We start from the raw sequence: 20,380 nt of genomic DNA on the forward strand, positions 1-20,380 counted from the left end.
GACTTGCGTCATGTGGATCACAGGCCGAAGAAGCCGGCGATCTCGGCGGCGGCGCACTTGCCCGCGTCGCTCACATAGACGCCCTCGCGGCCGCAGCCCGACGCGGGCGCCACCGGCGCCGCATGGCCGAAGCCCCGCAGCAGCCACAATTCCACCGCCGGTCCGCCCGCCCCGCCGGGCGCCGTCCAGGTGGGGCCAGCCACCAGGGGGTTGATGGGGGCCTGCTCGCAGGTGGTGAAGGGCGGCAATTCCGCGCCATGCAGCCCGGCCCATTGCGCGGCGCTCTCCACCGCGTTGACGCAGGCCACCGTCTTGTCGGCGTCGCCGTGCCAGATGGCGAGGCGAGGCCATTTGTGCCGCGCGCCATGCAGACGGGCGATCTCGCCGGCCCAGTGCTCGGGTCTAACCTCGGCCGGGCCTTCCATGCAGCCGAAGGCGCGCCGCACCTCGGGCGTGGCGAAATAGGAACCGCCGGTGACGTTGCCGATGCGCGCGCAGCCCACCGGCACGCCGCCCATGGAGGCTCCGGCGGCGAATTCGTCGGGCAGTGCGGCCAGCAGAACCTGGGCCATGGCGCCGCCCGCCGACAGGCCGACCACGAAATTGTCGCCGCCCTTGATGCCGAAGGCCTCGCGGGCCGCCAGGATCTCCTGGCGCAAACGGCCGGTGATATTCTTTTCGGTGGGCAGACGCTCGTTCTCGTCGAACCACCACAGGCAGTTGTTGCCCGGCGCGCCGGAGACGGAATCGGCGAACTCGGCCACCAGCAGGGCGAACCCCTTCTTCTCGGCCAGATCGCGCCAGCCGCTGTCGGTGGCGAAGGGGATTCCCTCCTGCTTGCAGCCGTGCAGCAGCAGGACCACCGGCCCCGGCTTGCCCCGCGCCGCGTCGGGGACATAGGCCTTGACTGCCAAGTTCCACCACCACAATTGGCCACCGCCGGCGAACAGGCCGGAAACCGGCTGGAACTCGGTGGCGGCGGCGGGGGCGGCCCACAGGACCAGGGCCGCCAGAAGGGCGCCCAGACGGGACATCATGCTCCGATACTCCTCAGGCGAGGGATTCCAGGAAGTCGGCAGACGGCGCGAAGAAGGAAGCGCCGGTCACCGCCCGGGTGAAGTCCAGCAGACGGTCGTGCAAACCGTCGCCGGCCGACAGCACCATGCGCTCCAGCATCTTGCGGAACGGCGCAGGATCGGCGCAGTAGGCGACGAAGTACAGGCCGTTCTCCGACGTGGTACCGTAGGGCATGGAATGGCGCAGCACTTCCAACTCCTCGCCGTCCTCCTCGATCACCACGCGGGCGATGTGGGCGAAGGGCGGCTTCACCGCGTCGTCCAGTTCCTCGTCGCCTTCCTTGGTGCGGCCGATGGCGGCCTCCTGGTCGGGGGTGGACAGCGCCTCCCAGCGGACGAGGTCGTGAACGTAGCGCTGCAACGAGACGAAGCTGCCGCCGGCGAAGGGACCGTCGGCCACCAGCGCCACCTCGGCCCGCTCGTCGCCTTCCGGATTCTCGGTGCCGTCGACGAAGCCGGTCAGGTCGCGCTTGCCCATGTGGCGAAAGCCCATCACCTCCTCGGCCAGCCGCACATGGGCGCCCAGCGCCCCCATCACCCGGCGGGCCAGCATCAGGTTGGCGTCGTGGCGCGGCGAATGGATGTGCAGGAACAGGTCGGCGGGCGTGGCCGGCGCCTTGCGGCCGCCCTCGGCCAAAGGCGCGAAGGGCACCAGCCCGTCGGGCGCGTCCCGGCCCGTAAGCCGGGGCCAGCAGGCGGCGCCGATGCCCACGGAACTGACCAAAGCGGGCTCGCCCGCCTGCTCGGCCACGGCCTCGGTCATGTCGGGCAGGGCGGCCAGCACGCGGCGCACGGCGCAGGTGTCGCCATCGGCCAGCACCAGGGTGATGAACAGGCCGAAATCCCCACCTTCCGCGCAGATGGCCGATTGGGGCTTAGTCATGATGGAACCTCTTTGGTCTCGACGTGACCGCGCCCCCTCTCCCGCTTGCGGAAGAGGGAATGGGGGACATCTCTCGCCGTCAGCCGAAGCGGACGTCGACGATCTCGTACGACTTCGAGCCGCCCGGCGCGGTGACCTCGACGGTGTCGCCCAGATGCTTGCCGATCAGGGCGCGGGCCAGCGGCGAATGCACACTCATGCGGCCGGACTTGATGTCGGCCTCGTGCGCGCCGACGATGGTGTAGACCACCTCGTCGTCGGAATCCTCGTCGGCCAGGGTGACCGTGGCGCCGAAGCGCACCTGATCGCCGCTCATGCTGGCGATGTCGATCACCTGGGCGCGGGAGATGATGTCCTCCAGCTCGGAGACCCGGCCCTCGATGAAGCTCTGGCGCTCGCGCGCCGCGTGGTATTCAGCGTTTTCCGACAGGTCACCGTGCTCGCGCGCCTCGGCGATGGCCCGGATCACCGCCGGACGCTCCACCGATTTCAGGGTCCTCAGCTCTTCCTCCAGCTGGGCCAGGCCAGCCGGAGTCATCGGGATTTTTTCCATCAAACGCCCCTACGCCCCTAGAACGACCCCTTAAAGTACGATTGCAGCGGCGCTACATCAAGCGTGCCGCAACGCATGGCCTCGATGGCCTCGACGGCGGCGCGCGCCCCGGCCACCGTGGTGTAGTGGGGAATGTTGTTGGTCAGAGCGGTGCGGCGGATGGAGAAGCTGTCCTTCACCGCCTGGCTGCCCTCGGTGGTGTTGACCACCAGCTGCACCTGGCCGTTCATCATGGCGTCGACGCAGTGGGGGCGGCCTTCCAGCACCTTGTTGACGATGGTGACGCCGGTGACGCCCCGATCCTTCAGGTAGAAGGCGGTGCCGTCGGTGGCCATCACCTTGAAGCCCATCTCCAGCAGGCGCCGGGCGATCTCGACCATGGCCGGCTTGTCGCCGTCGCGCACCGAGATGAAGGCCCCGCCCTCGGTCGGCAGGTTGGTGCCGGCGCCCAGCTGGCTCTTGGCGAAGGCCCGGGCGAAGTCGGAATCGATGCCCATCACCTCGCCGGTGGACTTCATTTCCGGGCCCAGCAGGATGTCGACGCCGGGGAAGCGGGCGAAGGGGAACACCGCTTCCTTCACCGCCACGTGCTTCAGCTCGGGACGGGTGGTCAGGCCGAACGAGGCCAGGGTCTCGCCGGCCATGACGCGGGCCGCGATCTTGGCGATGGGCACGCCAGTGGCCTTGGCGACGAAGGGCACCGTGCGGGAAGCGCGCGGATTGACCTCCAGGATGTAGATGGTGCCGTCCTTGATGGCGTACTGGCAGTTCATCAGGCCAACCACGTTCAAGGCCTTGGCCAGGGCCGCCGTCTGGCGCTCCAGTTCGGCGATGGTGGCCTTGTCCAGGGAATAGGGCGGCAGCGAGCAGGCGGAATCGCCCGAATGGATGCCCGCTTCCTCGATGTGCTGCATGATGCCGGCGACGTAGACCTGGCTGCCGTCGCACAGGGCGTCCACGTCCACCTCGATGGCGTCCTTGAGGTAGTAGTCGATCAGCACCGGATCGTCGCCCGAGACCTTGACCGCCTCGTGCATGTAGCGCTCGAGAGCCTCGTGGTCGTAGACGATCTGCATGGCGCGGCCGCCCAGCACGAAGCTGGGACGGATCACCACGGGATAGCCGATCTTCTCGGCCACCTTGATGGCCTCGTCCAGCGAGCGCGCCGTGCCGTTGGCCGGCTGCTTCAGGCCCAGGTCGTGGAGCAGCTTCTGGAAGCGCTCGCGGTCCTCGGCCAGATCGATGGAATCCGGGCTGGTGCCGAGAATTGGGATGCCGGCCTGCTCCAGCGCATGGGCCAGCTTCAGGGGCGTCTGGCCGCCGAACTGGACGATGCAGCCCAGAACCTTGCCGTTGGACTGCTCCTTGCGGACCAGGTCGATCACCGTCTCGGCGGTCAGCGGCTCGAAATAGAGGCGGTCCGAGGTGTCGTAATCGGTGGACACGGTTTCCGGGTTGCAGTTGACCATGATGGTCTCCTTGCCGGCCTCGTCGAGGGCGTAGGCGGCATGGACGCAGCAATAGTCGAACTCGATGCCCTGGCCGATGCGGTTGGGACCGCCGCCCAGGATGATCACCTTGTGGCGGTCGGACGGCGCCGCCTCGCAATCGGGCGCGTTGACCCCGTCGCCCTCGTAGCACGAGTACATGTAGGCGGTCGAAGACGGGAACTCGGCGGCGCAGGTGTCGATGCGCTTGAACACCGGCTTGACGTTCAGCACCTCGCGGCGGAACGCGGTCTCGGTCGGGGTCTTGCCCGACAGCTTGGAGAGGCGCTGGTCCGAGAAGCCCATCTTCTTCAGGCGCAGCAGGCCGGGCGCGTCGATGGGCAGACCCTTGGCCTTCACCTCGGCCTCGGCGTCGACGATGCCCTTCAACTGGGCCAGGAACCACTTGTCGTAGAAGCAGGCGGCGTGGACCTCGTCGATGGTCAGGCCTAAGCGGAAGGCCTGGCCGATGACCAGCAGGCGGTCATGACGCGGCTGGGCCAGGGCGGACTTCACCGCGTCCTTCATGTCGCAGGCGCCCGCACCGGGGATCTCCACCTCGTCCAGGCCGGTCAGGCCGGTTTCCATGGACCTGAGGCCCTTCTGCAAGCTCTCCTGGAAGGTGCGGCCGATGGCCATGGCCTCGCCCACCGACTTCATGGAGGTGGTGAGGTTGGGATCGGCGCCGGGGAACTTCTCGAAGGTGAAGCGCGGAATCTTGGTGACCACGTAATCGATGGTCGGCTCGAACGACGCGGGCGTGCAGCCGGTGATGTCGTTGGTCAGTTCGTCGAGCGTGTAGCCCACCGCCAGCTTGGCCGCCACCTTGGCGATGGGGAAGCCGGTAGCCTTGGACGCCAGCGCCGAGGAGCGCGACACGCGCGGGTTCATCTCGATGACGGTCATGCGGCCGTCCTTGGGGTTGACCGCGAACTGCACGTTGGAGCCGCCGGTATCCACCCCGATCTCGCGCAGCACCGCCAGGCTGGCGTTGCGCATGATCTGGTATTCCTTGTCGGTGAGCGTCAGGGCCGGAGCGACGGTGATGGAGTCGCCCGTATGCACGCCCATGGGATCGACGTTCTCGATGGAGCAGATGATGATGCAGTTGTCCTTCTTGTCGCGGACAACCTCCATCTCGTATTCCTTCCAGCCGAGGACCGATTCCTCGACCAGGACCTCGTGCACCGGCGAAGCCGCCAGGCCGCCCGAGACGATGTGCTCGTACTCCGCCACGTTGTAGGCGATGCCGCCGCCGGTGCCGGCCAGGGTGAAGCTGGGACGGATGATGGCGGGCAGGCCGACGAAGTCCAGCGCGTCGCGCGCCTCCTGCAGGGTCTTGACCATGCGCGACTTCGGGCTTTCCAGGCCGATCTTGTCCATGGCGTCGCGGAACAGCAGCCGGTCTTCGGCCTTGGCGATCACGTCGCGCTTGGCGGCGATCATCTCGACGCCGAACTTCTCGAGGATGCCCATATCCGCCAGCTTCATGGCGGTGTTCAGCGCCGTCTGGCCGCCCATGGTGGGCAGCAGGGCGTCGGGCCGCTCCTTCTCGATGATCTTGGCGACGATCTCGGGCGTGATGGGCTCGATATAGGTGGCGTCGGCCAGACCGGGATCGGTCATGATGGTCGCCGGGTTGGAGTTGACCAGGATGACCCGGTAGCCCTCGTCCTTCAGCGCCTTGCACGCCTGCACGCCGGAATAGTCGAACTCGCAGGCCTGTCCGATGACGATCGGACCGGCACCGATGATGAGGATCGATTTGATATCTGTACGTTTGGGCATGGCGGGGTTTCTTTTCTGAAATAATCTTTGATGCGGGACCTTGAGAAAAACGGGGCTGTTAGCCCCGCTTCTCCATCAAGCCCACGAAGCGCTCGAACAGGTAATGGGCGTCCTGGGGACCGGGGCTGGCCTCGGGGTGGTACTGCACCGAGAACACCGGCTTGCCCTCCACTTTGAGCCCTTCCACCGAACCGTCGAACAGCGAGCGGTGGGTGACCTTGACGCCGGCGGGCAGGGACTTCTCGTCCACCACGAAGCCGTGGTTCTGGCTGGTGATCTCCACCTTGCCGGTCTCCAGGTCCTTGACCGGATGGTTGGCGCCGCGATGCCCGGTGTCCATCTTGAAGGTCTTGGCGCCCAGCGCCAGACCCAGCATCTGATGGCCGAGGCAGATGCCGAACAGCGGCTTGCCCGCCTTGATCACGCCCTGGATCATGGGCACGGCGTACTTGCCCGTCGCCGCCGGGTCGCCGGGGCCGTTGGACAGGAACACGCCGTCGGGGTTCAAGGCCAGAACCTGCTCGGCGGTGGCCTCGGCGGACAGCACGGTGACCTTGCAGCCGGTATTGGCGAGGCAGCGCAGGATGTTGCGCTTGGCGCCGAAATCGATGGCCACCACGTGGAAGCGGGGCTTGTCCTGCTTGCCGTAGCCGCCGCGCAAGGACCACTCGGTCTCGTCCCAGGAATAGGTCTGGGCGCAGGTGACGTCCTTAGCCAGGTCCATGCCTTCCAGGCCCGGCCAGTCATTGGCCTTGGCCCACAGGGCGGGCAGATCGAAATTGCCGTCGGGGGCGTTGACGATGACGCCGTTGGGCGCGCCCTTCTCGCGGATGCGCCGGGTCAGCGCGCGGGTGTCGATGCCGCAGATGCCGGTGATGTTGCTGGCCTTCAGCCAGGAATCCAGGTGCTTGGCCGAGCGCCAGTTGGCGGGATCGGTGATGTCGGCGCGCAGGATCAGGCCGCGGGCCGCCGGAGTGGTGGTCTCCAGGTCCTCGGCATTGGTGCCCACATTGCCCACATGGGGGAAGGTGAAGGTGATGACCTGGCCGGCGAAGGACGGATCGGTGAGCGTCTCCTGATAACCGGTCATGCCGGTGGTGAACACCACCTCGCCCACGTTGGAGCCGGCGGCGCCGATCCCCTTGCCCCACAGCACGGTGCCGTCGGCCAGGACCAGGGCCCCGGTCGCGCCCGGGGGTCTCGGCATGTCGAAGCTGGGCGCATCAAAGGTCGGCACCTGGCTGCTGGGCTTCGGTGCGGTCCCGTGTTGGTTCGGCATGTCGGTCCTTTGTCGCGTTCGCGGGCCGGAAGGGCTCCGGCCGCAGGTACATTATCATAGAGAGCCCAAGGCTCCCCTCGCCGATTTTGGGCCGCAGAAGGCCGCCGGAGCATCTCGCATACGGGCAAGACCTTCGGGGCTGCGGGGTCCTCGTCGAGGCCCAGTCGGCATCAGGTAAATTCCGCGCCTTATAATGACGGGCGCGGGCAGAGTCAAGCCTTGCGACAGGCCAAAAAAAACCCTTCTTTTTCAAGGTCATGACGCCCCATGGATAAGCTTCCTTTCCGTGGGGATTTGGAGTAGCCTGTGCGCTTTCCCAAACGAGGGGTTGCCATGCTGCGCCAGCAGTTGAATGACGCGCTCAAGGCCGCGATGCTGGGCAAGGATGCCCGTACGGTCTCCACGGTCCGCCTGATCCTGGCGGCGCTGAAGGACCGCGACATCGCGGCGCGGCCCAAGGGCGTGACCGACGGCATCCCCGACGGCGAGATCCAGCAGATGCTGCAGTCCATGATCAAGCAGCGCCGCGAGAGCATCTCCATGTACGAGCAGGGCGGCCGTCCCGAGCTGGCGAAGCAGGAAGCCGAGGAAATCACCATCATCGAGAAGTTCCTGCCGCGTCAGATGGACGAGGCGGCGATCACCGAGGCGGTCAAGGCCGCCATCGCGGCCTGCGGCGCCGGCGGGATCAAGGACATGGGCAAGGTCATGGCCGAACTGAAGGCCAAGCATTCCGGCACCATGGACTTCGCCAAGGCCGGCGCGGTGGTGAAGAAGGAACTGGGGGGCTGACGCAGCCCCCGCGGCGTCACCATATCCAACGCGTGACGTGAACGGAAAGACCCCGGCATGGCTTTCCCTCCCCAATTTCTCGACGAGCTGCGCGCCCGCGTCCCGGTCACCTCGGTGGTGGCCCGGCGGGTCAAGCTGGTGCGCAAGGGGCGCGAGCACCAGGGCCTGTGCCCCTTCCACAACGAGAAGACCCCGTCGTTCACCGTCAACGAGGACAAGGGCTTCTTCCACTGCTTCGGCTGCGGCGCCCACGGCGACGCCATCGGCTTCGAGATGCGGGCCGGGCACCTGTCCTTCACCGAGGCGGTGGAGAAGCTGGCCGCCGAAGCCGGAATCGAAGTGCCCAAGGCCACGCCGGAGGAACGGGTCAAGGAGGCGCGGCGCGCCTCGCTGCATGACGCCCTGGAATCCGCCGCGTCGTTCTTCGAGAAGCACCTGCGCGGGCCATCGGGGCGCGAAGGCTTCGCCTATCTCAAGAACCGGGGTCTGTCCGACGACACCATCGCCCGCTTCCGCCTAGGCTTCGCCCCCGATTCCCGCGAGGCGCTGAAAAGCGCGCTGATGAGCAAGGAATGCCCGGAAAGCCTGCTGATCGAGGCGGGGCTGTTGAAGAAGCCCGACAATGGCGGCGCCTCATTCGACTATTTCCGTGGCCGGGTGATGTTTCCCATCACCGACAGGCGCGGCCGGGTGATCGGCTTCGGCGCCCGAACCTTGGGCGACGGCCAGCCCAAATACCTCAACTCCCCCGACACGCCGCTGTTCCACAAGGGCCAGACCCTCTACGGCCTGGCCCATGCCCGCGAACAGGCCCGCGAGTTGAACCGGGTGGTGGTGGTCGAGGGCTACATGGACGTCATCGCGCTGCATCAGGCGGGTTTCGCCTATGCAGTAGCCCCGCTGGGCACGGCGGTGACCGAAGCCCAGGTCGAGGAGCTGTGGCGCCTGGCGCCAGAGCCCATCCTGTGCCTGGACGGCGACAAGGCCGGGCAGCGGGCCATGGCGCGCGCCTTGGAGCGGGCCTTTCCCATCCTCAAGCCCGGCCACAGCTTGCGCTTCGCCACCCTGCCCTCGCCCGAGGACCCGGATTCCCTGATCAAGGCCAGGGGCCCGGCCGCCATGTCCGCCGTGCTGGACGCCGCCCAACCCATGGTCGAGGTGGCCTGGCGCATCGCCACCGAGGACCGGCCGCTGGACACGCCCGAACGCCGCGCCCTGCTGGAAAAGGAATTGTCGGACAAGGCCTTTTCCATCGCCGACGAAACGGTGCGCTATCAGTACCTGGCCACCTTCCGCCAGAAGGTGAAGGACTCGTTCCGCCCGCCGCCGCGCCAATGGAACAATTCCGCCGGCGGCCGGATGGGGGGCAAGGGCTTCGGCCGCTTCCGCCCCGATCCCCTGGCGCCGCTGAAAGGCCCCGACGGATTGCTGCCCGGCGTGGGCCGCCCGCGTCCGCCCCGGCCCAATTCCAGCGCCCAGGAATGGATGATGCTGGCCCTGGTTCTCGACCATCCCCGCCTGATGGATTCCATCGGCGAAAGGCTGGGCGAGACCACTTTCGCGGACAAGACCCTTGACAATCTTCGACGCGGGATTCTAAAGCACCTCGGGGCTGCCCGCGACCTTGACGCGGACGGTCTCGTCACCCATTTGAGGACGGACGGATATTCCGAGATTCTGGACTTCCTGCTCGACGCCAGCGAAAGGCGGATTCGCGCCCTGCGCAGCGACCTTTCCGCCGAGGAAGCCCGGCATCACTGGGAACACGTCTACAATCTTTATACCAGGAAGGACCTGCTGGCCGACGTGAGCGAAGCCAACGCCGAACTCGCCCAAGGCCCCACGGCAGCGTCGTGGAGCCGCTTCGAGGCGGTGAAGAAGCAGCAGCAGACGGCCAGCGTCCTGGACGACGAAGCGTCCGGGAACGGTTGACGATTTTAATGGAATGTGGGGCGGGACCGGAGAAGCCGGCCCGGCTCGGGGTCGGACCCTTGAGGAGCAGCATTTTTCATGGCGACCAAATCGACGAATACGGCCGAAGTTTCCGAGAACCAGGACGAGGCGATGGATGGCCCGCTGCTCGACACCCTGGGCGTCGCCGTCAAGAAGATGGTGGCCAAGGGCAAGGAGCGCGGCTACGTCACCTATGACGAGCTGAACGCCGCCATGCCCCCCGACGAGGTGTCGTCCGAGCAGATCGAAGACACCATGGCCATGCTGTCCGAGCTGGGCATCAACGTGGTGGAAAGCGAGGAAGGCGAGGACAACGCCGCCGAGGCCGCCGAGGAAGAGACCACCGAGACCGAGGGCTATTCCGGCGCCGGCAACGTCGACGAGGAAGACCTGGGCCGCACCGACGACCCGGTCCGCATGTACCTGCGCGAGATGGGCTCGGTCGAGCTGTTGAGCCGCGAGGGCGAGATCGCCATCGCCAAGCGCATCGAGGCCGGCCGCGAGATGATGATCGGCGGCATCTGCGAAAGCCCGCTGACGCTGCGCGCCGTGGTCGAGTGGCATGACGCCCTGGTCGAGGGCAAGATGCTTCTGCGCGACATCATCGACCTGGACGCCACCTACGGCGCCGACCCCGAGGCCGACGAACTGGCCGAGGTGGAGATGGAGGCCGCCGCCGAGGCCGCCCCCGTCGAGGAGCCCGCCGAAGGCAAGGCCGAAGCTCCGGCCGAGGCCAAGGGCGAGGCCGGCAGCGAGGAGAAGGAAGAGGGCGCCGAGGGCGAAACCGAGGGTGAGGGCGAAGGCGAGGCCGAGGGCGAGGCCGAGGAAGGCGAGGAGAACTCCATCTCGCTGGCCGCCATGGAAACCGAGTTGCTGCCCATCGTGCTCGAGACCTTCGAGGTCATCGCCGCCACCCACCACAAGCTGGAGAAGGTCCAGGACCAGCGCCTGGCCGCCCTCAACAAGGGCGAGGCGGTCACCGCCGCCATGGAGAAGAAGTACGACAAGCTGAAGGCGGAACTGGTCCGCCTGATGGACGGCATCCACCTCAACAATGCCCGCATCGAGCAGCTGGTCGAGCAGTTGAACGGCCTGAACCGCCGCCTGATGATGCAGGAAGGCCGCCTGCTGCGCCTGGCCGAAAGCTGCCGCGTCAAGCGCCAGGACTTCCTCGACGCCTATTACGGCTCGGAGCTGGACCCCAACTGGATCGAGCAGGTCACCCAGCGCTCCAAGCAGTGGAAGGACTTCGCCACCCGTCACGGCAAGGAAGCCGCCGACATCCGCGCCACCATTGCCGACATCTCCACCGAGGCCGGCCTGCCCATCAGCGAATACCGCCGCATCGTCCAGACGGTGCAGAGGGGCGAGCGCGAGGCCAGCAAGGCCAAGAAGGAGATGATCGAGGCCAACCTGCGCCTGGTGATCTCCATCGCCAAGAAGTACACCAACCGCGGCCTGCAGTTCCTGGACCTGATCCAGGAGGGCAACATCGGCCTGATGAAGGCGGTGGACAAGTTCGAGTACCGGCGCGGCTACAAGTTCTCCACCTATGCCACCTGGTGGATCCGGCAGGCCATCACGCGCTCCATCGCCGACCAGGCCCGCACCATCCGCATCCCGGTCCACATGATCGAGACCATCAACAAGCTGGTCCGCACGAGCCGCCAGATGCTGCACGAGATCGGCCGCGAGCCGACCCCGGAAGAGCTGGCGGAAAAGCTGTCCATGCCGCTGGAGAAGGTCCGCAAGGTCCTGAAGATCGCCAAGGAGCCCATCAGCCTCGAGACCCCCATCGGCGACGAGGAAGACAGCCATCTCGGCGACTTCATCGAGGACAAGAACGCCGTCCTGCCGCTGGACGCCGCCATCCAGGCCAACCTGCGCGAGACCACCACCCGCGTCCTGGCCTCGCTCACGCCGCGCGAGGAGCGCGTGCTGCGCATGCGTTTCGGCATCGGCATGAACACCGACCACACCCTGGAGGAAGTCGGCCAGCAGTTCAGCGTGACGCGCGAACGCATCCGTCAGATCGAGGCCAAGGCGCTCAGGAAGCTCAAGCACCCGTCGCGCTCGCGCAAGCTGCGCTCGTTCCTGGATACCTAGACCACCGATTTTATCGCGACGACGAACGGGGAGACGCTCTGGCGCCTCCCCGTTACTTTTAGTCATTCCAAATAACCTTCCTCTCAATCCGGATTCTCGCTACCGTAAATCCCATCGACGTTCAACGCGGTGCCGTCACCGGGACCGCCGCCAATTTGGGGAATTCGGCATGAACAGACTCCTCCTTGTCCTGGCCATGGTCCTGACCGCGTTTGCCGGTTCGAATGCCTGGGCGCAGGCCAGCGCCTATGATTCCGCCGTCCAGTCCTGGAAGTCCTACCGCGAGGTGGCGGACTGGCTGAACACCTACTACACCTTCGACCACTCCCGCCTCAGCCAGATGCTCAAACAGCGCGGCCAGGGCGGCGCCGCTGCGCTTCGGACCCGAGAGCCGGCCAAGACCTTCGAGATCAGGAGCGGCTATTGCACCGACGCCGCCGGTTTCGCCATCACATCGCTCAATCGCATCAATCCCGACTACAAGGCCGGCTACGTCTTCATCCGCAACGGCAGCGGCAGCACCCACCATTGGGTCGCCGGCTTCCATGTGGACGGCAAGATCTACGTCATGGATTACGGCCCGTCATCGGAATGGAAGCAGATGCGCGGCGTCCATGGCCCCTACGACTCCCTGGACGAATACCAGACCTTCCTGTCCGCCCTGTCGCTGCGCAATTTCAGCCCGGCCGAGGTGAGCTGGAAAAATTTCCCGGGCGAAATCGACTAGGCGATACGCGTAAGAACTGCAGAGGGGAGACGACGCTCCATCGTCTCCCCTCTTGCATTCATCCACGCCTCGGCTATGGTCGCCCCCGGTGGGGCCTGTAGCTCAATGGTTAGAGCCGGCCGCTCATAACGGTCTGGTTGCAGGTTCGAGTCCTGCCGGGCCCACCAATCCTTTCATCATGAAACCCTTGTACGACCGCCCGGCTCACCGGGCACGGGGCATCCGCGCCCGATCGCCGTTCGGCGCTATGGCGATGATCGGGTGAAAGATGTAGGCTCGCCGTAAATCATCCTGGTTGCCCGAACGCGTCAGAACGTGGCCTTCCATAAGAGAAGGGGCAACACAGTCATTGCCCTGGGAGGGACACGTATGCTTGCGATGATCGCCAACACCCGGATTCTCATCAAGGTGTTCGTCGCCCCGGCCATCCTGATCACATCCATGCTGGTTCTGGGAGTGGTCTTCCACTTCGCCATGGCGCGGCAGAACGCGGCCATGGACAGCATGGTCAACACCTCGTTCGCCAACAGCCGCGCCGCCGCCGAGCTGGACGGCATGGCGGCCACCATCGAATCCAACCTCTACCGCATCCTGGGATGGAAGGCGGCCAAGGAGGACAAGGACAAGATCGTCCAGCTGGACAAGCAGCTGAACGCCGACGTCAAGGACTTCAACGAAAAGGCCAACGCCCTGCTCAAGGCCATGTCGGCGGATCCGACCATGGCCAAGCGGGTCAAGGACTACGTCCTGGCGGCCGGCGACGTGCTGGGCATGTACGACAGCGACCACATCACCGCGCTGTCCATGATGGGCGCCACCGAGATCGAGTATGACGGCCTGCGCGCCGAGTTGCAGGGCCTAAGCGACAAGACCGCCGCCCGCGCCGCCGAGGACTATCGCGACACCCTGGCGCTGGCCGCCGCCACCGAGATGGATTACGCCCTGGTGCTGGGCATCTTCCTGCTGGTCGGGGCGCTGGCCACCTTCGCCATGGGCCGCATGATCGCCGGCCCGGTGGCCGAGATCACCCACGTGATGGGCCGGCTGGCCGGCGACGACCTGGACGTGCCCGTCCCCTTCCTCGACCGCGGCGACGAGATCGCCGAGATGGCCGCCGCCGTCGAGGTGTTCAAGGCCAACAAGCGCCGCGCCCAAGAACTGGAGCAGGCCCAGCGGGCCGACCAGGAGGCCAAGGAGCAGCGGCGCATCTCGCTGGAACAGCACGCCGCCCGCTTCGAGGCCAGCGTCACCGGCACCCTGGAGGCGGTGGTCGCCGCCAGCGGCCACATGCAAAAGACCGCCGGCGAGATGGCCAACACCTCCGAGACGGTGAAGCATCAGTCCGAAGCGGTGTCCAGCGCCGCCGCCCAGGCCTCGGACAACGTCAATTCGGTGGCGGCCGGGGCCGAGGAGCTGTCGGCCTCCATCAAGGAGATCGGCCGCCGGGTCAGCCATTCCAGCTCCATGGCGCGCACCGCCGCCCAGGAATCCGAGGAGGCCAACGACATCGTGCGCGGCCTGGCCGAGGCTGCCGGCCGCATCGGCGAGGTGGTGACCCTGATCAACGACATCGCCGCCCAGACCAACCTCCTGGCCTTGAACGCCACCATCGAGGCGGCCCGCGCCGGCGAGGCGGGCAAGGGCTTCGCCGTCGTGGCGGGCGAGGTCAAGACCCTGGCCAGCCAGACCGCCAAGGCCACCGACGAGATCGCCAGCCAGATCGCCGTGGTCCAGGCCCGCACCAATTCGGCGGTGGAAGCCATCGCCCATATCAGCGGCACCATCACCGAGATCGACGCCATCGCCGCCGAGATCGCCCAGGCGGTGGACCAGCAGGACGCCGCCACCCAGGAAATCGCCCGCAACGTCCAACAGGCCGCCGTCGGCGCGCTGACCGTCACCGATTCCATCCAGTCGGTGAGCGCCGCCACCTCGTCCAGCGGCCAGATCGCCACCGACGTGCTCGAATCCGCCCGGCAACTGGCGGCCAAGGCCGATTCGCTCCACCACGAGGTGGATTCCTTCCTGGCCGCCATCAAGGACGAGGAGCAGTACTCCCATTCCGACGATTTGGTCTACGCCGATTACGTGCGCGACGGCGCCGCCATGATGGCCCAGCGCCTGGAAGAGGCGGTGCGCAAGGGCGAGATCGAGTACTACCAGCTGTTCGACGAGACCTATCAGCCCATCTCCGGCACCGCGCCGCAGCAGGTGACCACCCGCTTCACCGAGCTGGCCGACCGCCTGTTCCCCGATATCCAGGAAAAGGCCCTGACCCAGTTCCCCAAGGCGGTGTTCTGCGTCGGCGTGGACCGCAACGGCTATCTTCCCACCCACAACGCCAAGTTCTCCCAGCCCCAGGGCAAGGACCCGGTGTGGAACGACGCCAATTGCCGCAACCGCCGCATGTTCACCGACCCCACCGGCCTGGCCGCCGCCCGCAACACCGCCAAGCCGTCGCTGGTCCAGACCTATCGCCGCCAGATGGGCGACAAGAGCGTGCTGATGATCGACGTGTCGTCGCCCATCATGATCCGGGGGCGCCACTGGGGAGCCTTGCGCCTGGGCTACGCGGTCTAGCCGTGCGGCGTCTCGCCCTTTTCGCCGCGATCCTGGCCGGGGGCCTGTCCTCGGCGGCGGCGGCCGGAAGCGAGCTCGCCTGCCGGTCGGGAGAAGAGGCGTTGCTGACCGCCGATCCCTCCAGCGTCAACGCCCTCGACCTTGCCGCCGCCACGGGGACTCGGCGGCTGGAATTGCGGGAATGGGGAATCTGCTTTTCCTGCGCCGGCATGCCCGCCTTGCGCCTGACCCTGGCCGACCGGGACAGCGGGGAACAGGCCTGGATTTCCGGCGGCGTCACCGCCTGCGGCCCGGCCGACGCCCCCGCCGCCCAGCGCCATTGCCTGACCGGCGCGGCCGTTCAACTCGGCAACCGCCAGGCCGGACGCTGCCTCTTTCCCCCGGGCACCACCCTGGCCACCCTGTGGACGGCCCTGACCGGATCGGCGCCGCCGGATCTCCGGGACGGCTGGTGGAGCTATCGTTCCTCCGCTCAATAGGGCTCGAGCCGGATCACCACCCGCCGGTTGGCGGCCATGGCCGCCTTGGTGCGGCCGGCATCCTTGGGCCGCTCCTGGCCGAAGGAAATGGCGGTGATGCGGTTTTGGTGAATCCCCCGCTCGATCAGGTACTGGCGGACCACCTGGGCGCGGCGGTCGCCCACTGCCAGGTTGTATTCCCGGCTGCCCCGCTGGTCGGCGTGGCCCTCCAGGATGACCGGCTGCTCCGGGTCGCGCTTCAACGTCTCCGCCACCCCGTCCAGGATCGTCCTGGCCTGGGCGTCGAGGTCCAGGCCACCATCCGTGAAATTGACCTCGATCTCGAGCAGCGAAGTCCGGCGGTCCCGGCGGGCCGGCGGGCCGTAGACGGCCAGCGGCTGCTCGCGCCGGGCCAGGGGCTCGTCCAGCGCCTCGACCGGAGAATCGCATCCCGCCCCGGCGGCGGCCAGGGCGGTGGCGGCAAAGCGCAGCAGGAAGTCACGTCGGCTGTCGGTCATCACACCCTCCCATTTCGCCGATCTTCTCCAGGCCGCAATGGAGGGCCCGGGAATCCTCGGGGTCGAACAGATGAAAGCCGCCGCCCTCGCACAGGTCCCAGTGGTCGCAGGACCCGCAGGCGGCGGGCGCCATGTGGCGGCGGCCCCGGCGGAAACGTCCGAACCCGCCTTGCCACAGATCCAGGAACGGGGTCTCGCGGATACTGCCCTCGGAAAAGCGGCGCGACACGGCGGGACAGCCGGTGACGCCGCCGTCATGCAGGATCGAGGCGATCACCGTGCCCGAACCGCAATAATGCATGCCTTCGCGCACCCGGCATTCCCAGTTGGGGCCCCAATAGCCTTCCTCGCTCAGCGTGACCGCGATGTCGCTCCGCCGCTGGCGGGCCCCGGCGACAAAGGCCAGCAATTGCCGGTATTGCGGCCCCGACAGCATCAGCCCCGATCCCCGCCCCGCCCGCCCGCGCGAGAACACCGGGGTGAAACGCACCTGCGGCACGCCGAGCGCGGCGAGGTGGTCGACGAAGAGCTCCAGCCGGTCGATGTTCAGCGAACTGACACAGCAGATGACGTCGAAGGCGGTGTAGAAGGGATCGGCCACCAGCCGTTCCAGCGCGCCCGACACCTTGCGGAAGGCACCCCTGAACTGGCGCAGCGAATCATGGTCCGCTTCCAGCCCGTCCAGGCTGACCGAAATAGTGGAAAGCCCCGCCGCCTTGAGCGAGGCCAGCCGAGCGGCGTCCAGCAGCATGCCGTTGGTGGTGATCCCCCAGGCGAAGCCGAGATGGGCGGCAAACGCCCCCACCTCCTCGATGTCGCTGCGGATCAGGGGCTCGCCGCCGATGATGGCGAAGGTGATGGCGTGAGGGTCGAAGGCCCGGGCGATGGCGGCCAGTTCCCGCTTGACGGTTTCGGGCGGCAATTCCCGGTGGCGGGTGGAATTGTCGCGCAGGCAGTCGCTGCCACAATGGCGGCAGGCGAGATTGCAGCGCAGCGTCGATTCCCAGAACAGGTAGCGCAGCGGATGCTGGTCGGCCAGCCTGTCCTTGGCGGCGATAAAGCGCTCCAGCGTATCGGCCACGGCGTCCTGGCGATCCATCCCACTCTCGAAACCGGCTTTTCCCGCACATATTCAAGCATGAAATTTCACCCTTCGGTAGGGTGCAATGACCTTGCGGAATTGGGGTCTTTCGCGATTGCCTTATTAGAGCGCTCTAAAGTAGAGTGCTCTAAAAGCAGCCCCGAAACGAGGGCTAAAATAATGCCAGGGGGGAGCAAGCCGGCATGAGGGATCCCGCATCCATTCCGGATTCCGATCTCGGACGATCGGAAGTGAAGACCACCACGTGCTACATGTGCGCCTGCCGCTGCGGCATCCGCGTGCACCTGCGCGACGGCGAGGTCCGTTACATCGAGGGCAACCCCGACCATCCCTTGAACAAGGGCATCATGTGCGCCAAGGGTGCCTCGGGCATCATGAAGCAGTACTCGCCCGCCCGCCTGACCAAGCCATTGAAGCGCAAGGACGGCGCCGAGCGGGGCGAAGGCGCCTTCGAGCCCATCAGCTGGGAAGAGGCCTTCTCGACGCTGGCCGAGCGCCTGGGCCATCTGCGGGCCACCGACCCGAAGAAGTTCGCGCTGTTCACGGGGCGCGACCAGATGCAGGCCCTGACCGGCCTGTTCGCCGCCAAGTTCGGCACTCCCAATTACGCCGCCCATGGCGGCTTCTGCTCGGTCAACATGGCGGCCGGCATGATCTACACCATCGGCGGCAGCTTCTGGGAATTCGGCGGCCCCGATCTCGAGCGGGCCAAGCTGTTCGTGATGATCGGCACCGCCGAGGACCACCACTCCAATCCCATGAAGCGCGACCTCGCCGCCTTCAAGCGCGGCGGCGGGCGCTTCATCGCCATCAATCCGGTACGCACCGGCTATGCCGCCATCGCCGACGAGTGGGTGCCCATCCGCCCCGGCACCGACGGCGCCCTGCTGCTGGCCCTGGTGCGTGAGATCATGGAGCTGGGCCTTTTCGACCGCGACTTCCTGATCCGCTACACCAACGCCGCCGAACTGGTGAACCAGAACGCCGACAGCGATTCCTTCGGCCTGTTTGTGCGCGAGGGCAGCGTGCCGGTGCGGCCCGACACCTTCGAGACGCCCGACAAGATGTGGTGGGACCGCGAGTCCAACAAGCCGGTCATCGCCCGCACCAAGGGGACCGAGGGCCGCCTGTTCGGCTCCTACGCCCTCGACGACGGCACCCCGGTCAAGCCCTCGCTGCAGCTTCTCAAGGAGCGGGTGAAGGACTACACCCCGGAATGGGCCGAGGGCATCACCGGCATTCCCGCCGCCACCATCCGCCGCCTGGCCCACGAGATGGGCGTCACGGCGCGCGACCAGACCATCGAGCTGCCCATCGCCTGGACCGATTGCTGGGGCACCGAGCACGACAAGATCACCGGCAACCCGGTGGCCTTCCACGCCATGCGCGGCCTTGCGGCCCATTCCAACGGCTTTCACACCACCCGCGCCCTGGCCATCCTGATGACGCTGTTGGGCACCATCGACCGGCCGGGCGGGTTCCGGCACCGCGCCCCCTTCCCGCGTCCCATCCCGCCCTGCCCCAAGCCGCCCAAGGGCCCGCAGGCGGTCAAGGCCGGCGAGGCGCTGGTGGGCACGCCCTTGGGCTGGCCCGCCGACCCCGACGACCTGTCGGTGGATGCGAACGGCGAGCCCATCCGCCTGGACAAGGGCTTTTCCTGGGAATACCCGCTGTCCGTCCACGGCATGATGCACAACGCCATCACCAATGCCTGGAAGGGCGATCCCTACCCCATCGACACGCTGCTGCTGTTCATGGCCAACATGGCCTGGAACTCCACCATGAACACGTCCGGGGTGAGGGAGATGCTCACCGACAAGGACGAACAGGGGAACTACAAGATCCCCTTCCTGGTGGTGTGCGACGCCTTCCAGTCCGAGACGGTGGCCTTCGCCGATCTGGTGCTGCCCGACACCACCTATCTCGAACGCCACGACGTGATGAGCATCCTGGACCGGCCCATCTCGGAATTCGACGGCCCCGTCGATTCGGTGCGCGTGCCGATTCTGCCGCCCATGGGGGACAGCAAGCCGTTCCAGGAAGTGATCATCGAGTTGGCGACGCGCCTCAAGCTGCCGGCCTTCACCAACAAGGACGGAAGCCGCAAGTTCCGCGACTATCCCGACTTCATCGTCAATTTCGAGACCGAACCGGGGTCCGGCATCGGCTTTCTGTCGGGCTGGCGCGGAAGAGCGGGCGAGAAGTTCCTGGTGGGCGAACCCAATCCCAACCAGTGGGACCAGTACGCGCGCAACAACAACCACTTCCATTACGAACTGCCGCCCAGCTTCCAATACATGCGCAACTGGAACAAGGGCTACCTGGACTGGGCCTACCGCCACCGTCTGGTGCGCTTTACCGACCCGATCATGCCGCACCTCTATTCCGAGGTGCTGCAGAAGTTCCGCCTCGCCGCCGAGGGCAAGTGGAAGGGCAAGCAGCCCCCCGACCGCCTGCGCGACCGGGTGAAGACCTTCTTCGATCCCCTGCCCTTCTACTACACGCCCCTGGAATGGCGGTGCTCGGACGGGCATTCCTTCCCGCTGTCGGCGCTGACCCAGCGGCCCATGGCCATGTACCATTCCTGGGATTCCCAGAACGCCTGGCTGCGCCAGATCCACACCAGCAACGTCTTGTTCATGCACCCCAAGGTGGGCGCGCTGGGCAATTTCGGCGATGCCGACTGGGTGTGGGTGGAAAGCCCGTGGGGCAAGATCAAGTGCCAGGCCCGCTTCACCGAGGCGGTGGAACCGGGCACGGTGTGGACCTGGAACGCCATCGGCAAGGCCTCGGGCGCCTGGGGACTTGACCCCGACGCCGACGAGTCGAAAAAGGGCTTCCTGCTCAATCACCTGATTTCCGAGGAGCTGCCCCGCATGGTGGGCGACAGCCACGTCTCCAATTCCGATCCGGTCACCGGTCAGGCGGCGTGGTACGACCTCAAGGTCCGCGTCACCAAGTGCAAGCCGGGCGAGGAAGGGGAAAGCTGGCCCCAGTTCAAGCCCATGCGACCGCTGCCCGGCCAGACCATCGACTTCAAGTCGAAGGTCCGCGCCTTCCTGGCCGGGAGGAAGTGAC

Annotated in this window: 14 protein-coding genes and 1 tRNA gene; 8 read left to right on the top strand and 7 right to left on the bottom strand. The window is 66.7% G+C overall.

Annotated elements, in window-relative coordinates:
- Positions 1-17: 17 nt before the first annotated feature.
- The 5 genes from XM1_RS21565 to carA all read right to left on the bottom strand — a co-directional run bounded on the left by XM1_RS21565 (position 18) and on the right by carA (position 6,994).
- On the bottom strand, positions 18-1,037 hold the full coding sequence (locus XM1_RS21565; protein ID WP_068437108.1) for a PHB depolymerase family esterase: 1,020 nt from the start codon (positions 1,035-1,037) through the stop codon (positions 18-20).
- 13 nt (positions 1,038-1,050) lie between these two features.
- Positions 1,051-1,959, bottom strand: coding sequence for a Dyp-type peroxidase (locus XM1_RS21570; RefSeq protein ID WP_068437110.1), 909 nt, complete (start codon positions 1,957-1,959; stop codon positions 1,051-1,053).
- A gap of 79 nt (positions 1,960-2,038) precedes the next feature.
- Positions 2,039-2,512 carry a transcription elongation factor GreA gene (greA, locus tag XM1_RS21575; protein ID WP_068437112.1) on the bottom strand — a complete coding sequence of 158 codons (474 nt, stop codon included), beginning with the start codon at positions 2,510-2,512 and terminating at the stop codon, positions 2,039-2,041.
- 17 nt (positions 2,513-2,529) lie between these two features.
- Entirely contained in the window at positions 2,530-5,787 is a 3,258-nt protein-coding gene (carB, locus tag XM1_RS21580) for a carbamoyl-phosphate synthase large subunit (RefSeq protein ID WP_068437114.1), read from the bottom strand.
- 58 nt (positions 5,788-5,845) lie between these two features.
- Positions 5,846-6,994, bottom strand: a complete 1,149-nt coding sequence (gene carA / locus XM1_RS21585) for a glutamine-hydrolyzing carbamoyl-phosphate synthase small subunit (protein WP_068437116.1) — start codon at positions 6,992-6,994, stop codon at positions 5,846-5,848.
- Positions 6,995-7,399: 405 nt separating this feature from the next.
- Here carA and XM1_RS21590 point away from each other — a divergent pair, with 405 nt between their 5' ends.
- From XM1_RS21590 to XM1_RS21620, 7 genes are all read left to right on the top strand, one after another.
- A complete protein-coding gene (locus tag XM1_RS21590; RefSeq protein ID WP_068437117.1) occupies positions 7,400-7,858 on the top strand; it encodes a GatB/YqeY domain-containing protein in 459 nt (152 codons plus the stop codon).
- Positions 7,859-7,915: 57 nt separating this feature from the next.
- Positions 7,916-9,790, top strand: coding sequence for a DNA primase (dnaG, locus tag XM1_RS21595; RefSeq protein ID WP_068437119.1), 1,875 nt, complete (start codon positions 7,916-7,918; stop codon positions 9,788-9,790).
- Between the two features lie 78 nt (positions 9,791-9,868).
- Positions 9,869-11,917 carry an RNA polymerase sigma factor RpoD gene (rpoD, locus tag XM1_RS21600; RefSeq protein ID WP_068437121.1) on the top strand — a complete coding sequence of 683 codons (2,049 nt, stop codon included), beginning with the start codon at positions 9,869-9,871 and terminating at the stop codon, positions 11,915-11,917.
- 169 nt (positions 11,918-12,086) lie between these two features.
- The gene (locus tag XM1_RS21605; protein ID WP_068437123.1) at positions 12,087-12,644 is read left to right on the top strand and encodes a transglutaminase-like domain-containing protein; all 558 of its coding nucleotides are present in this window, start codon (positions 12,087-12,089) and stop codon (positions 12,642-12,644) included.
- A 91-nt stretch (positions 12,645-12,735) separates the two neighbouring features.
- Positions 12,736-12,811: transfer RNA gene (locus XM1_RS21610), tRNA-Ile, on the top strand.
- A 202-nt stretch (positions 12,812-13,013) separates the two neighbouring features.
- Positions 13,014-15,224 (top strand): methyl-accepting chemotaxis protein, encoded by a 2,211-nt coding sequence (locus XM1_RS21615; RefSeq protein ID WP_231920619.1) that lies wholly within the window; start codon positions 13,014-13,016, stop codon positions 15,222-15,224.
- A 2-nt stretch (positions 15,225-15,226) separates the two neighbouring features.
- Positions 15,227-15,703, top strand: coding sequence for a hypothetical protein (locus XM1_RS21620; RefSeq protein ID WP_068437125.1), 477 nt, complete (start codon positions 15,227-15,229; stop codon positions 15,701-15,703).
- On the opposite strand, the gene XM1_RS21625 is transcribed toward XM1_RS21620, so the two are convergent.
- Positions 15,697-16,200 (bottom strand): OmpA family protein, encoded by a 504-nt coding sequence (locus XM1_RS21625; protein ID WP_068437127.1) that lies wholly within the window; start codon positions 16,198-16,200, stop codon positions 15,697-15,699. The genes XM1_RS21620 and XM1_RS21625 overlap by 7 nt on opposite strands.
- Positions 16,181-17,299, bottom strand: coding sequence for a radical SAM protein (locus tag XM1_RS21630; protein ID WP_068437128.1), 1,119 nt, complete (start codon positions 17,297-17,299; stop codon positions 16,181-16,183). The genes XM1_RS21625 and XM1_RS21630 overlap by 20 nt, the downstream gene beginning before the upstream one ends.
- Positions 17,300-17,484: 185 nt before the next feature.
- On the opposite strand from XM1_RS21630, the gene XM1_RS21635 reads away from it, so the two are divergent.
- Complete coding sequence (locus tag XM1_RS21635; RefSeq protein ID WP_068437131.1) at positions 17,485-20,379, top strand: molybdopterin oxidoreductase family protein; 2,895 nt, start codon at positions 17,485-17,487, stop codon at positions 20,377-20,379.
- Position 20,380 lies beyond the last annotated feature (1 nt).

It is taken from the genome of Magnetospirillum sp. XM-1 (assembly GCF_001511835.1).
Classification (GTDB): Bacteria; Pseudomonadota; Alphaproteobacteria; order Rhodospirillales; family Magnetospirillaceae; genus Phaeospirillum.